Consider the following 1613-nt stretch of genomic DNA (forward strand, 5'->3'; position numbering starts at 1 on the left):
AATGAATAAAAATATGTTTAATTTACACTTGAAAGAATGTGAATTTAGATTCAATAATCGCAAGCAAAATCTTTATAAGATTTTGCTTGAAATGTTCAGAAAAGAGTCGCTTAAGTTGTCATGACCCATTAATATTTAACACAATAGGGATGAAAAAGACAAAAACATAGAAAGGTAATTTGTAATTACAAGTGCTTTTTCTTTCTACAAGGCAAGCTGCTAAATTCTTAATTGAATATAGCGACTTTCTATATGATTGAAAGAATTTAGTAGTTTAACGCCGTAGCAAGGAAAAGATCGAAGTAATTTGGCGTCGCGTAAGAGATTTGAACTCCTGTTACCAGGATGAAATCCTGGAGTCCTGGGCCGGACTAGACGAACGCGACAAGGGTATTTTAATTAAAAAACTGTGTAAATAATGTGTAATTTTCAATGGGCGAAAAAAAACCTGATTTAAAAAATCAGGTTTTAAGCGTATGGCATCGCCTAGGAGAATCGAACTCCTCTTACTAGGATGAAAACCTAGGGTCCTAACCGATAGACGAAGGCGACATAACATTTTCTTGCTACTGCTGGTGGAGCTAAGCGGGATCGAACCGCTGACCCCGACACTGCCAGTGTCGTGCTCTCCCAGCTGAGCTATAGCCCCAAATATTATTAAAATATTAGTGCAAAGCAAAAAACAGAAATTATAGTCGCTATGTTGAAATAGTCAAGACTTAATTGGTAAAATGTTTGCATAATCTTAAGATAAAAACTTTATGTTAATAAAAACTTTTACCGAACAAACCTTTACGTTAGATATTATGTATCACTTGGGTACTTATGAAAACTCAATTCATTTCATCTTTGATCATGACAGTAAAACCTGTGCGATTATTGATCCCGCTTGGCACGCAGATATGTTTATTGAATATGCACATAAAAAAGGCTATCAAATTTCTGATATTTGGCTAACTCATTGGCATGGTGACCATACCAATGCAGCAGATGAAATTGCGCAAAAAACAGGTGCAAAAATTACGGTTGGTATTAATGAGTTGCCTTATTTAGATATTGAACACGATATGATCAATGTTAATGATGGCGATAGAGTAACACTTGGTAATACTAGTGCGCAAATTATCAATACCCCTGGCCATACAGCAGGCGGAATTTGCTATTTACTTGATGGACATATTATTGTTGGCGATACGTTGTTTGTATATGGCGCAGGCCACTGTACCATGCCAGGCGGTAGCGTTCGTCAGTTTTATCATTCTATGCAAAAACTAAAGCGAGTTGATGATACAGTAATGCTGCATTGTGGGCATGACTATGGCTGCAAAATTAACACCACCATGGGTGAGCAAAAAGCAGGTAATGCGTATTTATTACTAAATAACGAAGAAGATTTTGTTAACTTTGTTGATGGCATGTCACAAGGTTTAGTCGCTTACCCTACTGAGGCATTAAGCCTAAAAGAAGTTCAAGCAATGTTATGATCGGTTTTTTTGGTGGCTCGTTTGATCCCATACATCTTGGGCATTTAAACAATGCACAACAGCTAGTAAAAGAGCTGAATTTAACTGAATTATTTTTAATGCCTTGTCACACACCTGTTCACAAAAATT

General features: G+C 36.5%; 2 protein-coding genes, 3 tRNA genes and 1 pseudogene. 3 read left to right on the forward strand and 3 right to left on the reverse strand.

The annotated features are described in order from the left end of the window. Nucleotides 1–124 (forward strand): annotated as a pseudogene (locus BTHERMOSOX_RS11045) (IS1595 family transposase); the annotation flags it as partial. Between the two features lie 184 nt (nucleotides 125–308). Here BTHERMOSOX_RS11045 and BTHERMOSOX_RS11050 read toward each other — a convergent pair. From BTHERMOSOX_RS11050 to BTHERMOSOX_RS11060, 3 genes are all read right to left on the reverse strand, one after another. Continuing rightward, a tRNA-Glu gene (locus BTHERMOSOX_RS11050) sits at nucleotides 309–386 on the reverse strand. A gap of 91 nt (nucleotides 387–477) precedes the next feature. Then, nucleotides 478–552: transfer RNA gene (locus BTHERMOSOX_RS11055), tRNA-Glu, on the reverse strand. Between the two features lie 21 nt (nucleotides 553–573). Further along, nucleotides 574–649: transfer RNA gene (locus tag BTHERMOSOX_RS11060), tRNA-Ala, on the reverse strand. A 112-nt stretch (nucleotides 650–761) separates the two neighbouring features. Here BTHERMOSOX_RS11060 and BTHERMOSOX_RS11065 point away from each other — a divergent pair. After that, nucleotides 762–1484: an MBL fold metallo-hydrolase gene (locus tag BTHERMOSOX_RS11065; protein ID WP_138121182.1), complete on the forward strand. Its 723-nt coding sequence runs from the start codon at nucleotides 762–764 to the stop codon at nucleotides 1482–1484. Then, on the forward strand, nucleotides 1481–1613 hold a 133-nt coding region (locus BTHERMOSOX_RS11070), incomplete at its 3' end, for a nicotinate-nicotinamide nucleotide adenylyltransferase (RefSeq protein WP_171004759.1). The genes BTHERMOSOX_RS11065 and BTHERMOSOX_RS11070, both read left to right, overlap by 4 nt.

Origin of the sequence: Bathymodiolus heckerae thiotrophic gill symbiont, assembly GCF_900128515.1 — a bacterium.
Classification (GTDB): domain Bacteria; phylum Pseudomonadota; class Gammaproteobacteria; order PS1; family Pseudothioglobaceae; genus Thioglobus_A.

Coding starts and splice junctions, on each gene's coding strand:
- BTHERMOSOX_RS11065 (WP_138121182.1), top strand. CDS start 762: ATGTTAATAAAAACTTTTACCGAACAAACCTTTACGTTAGATATTATG.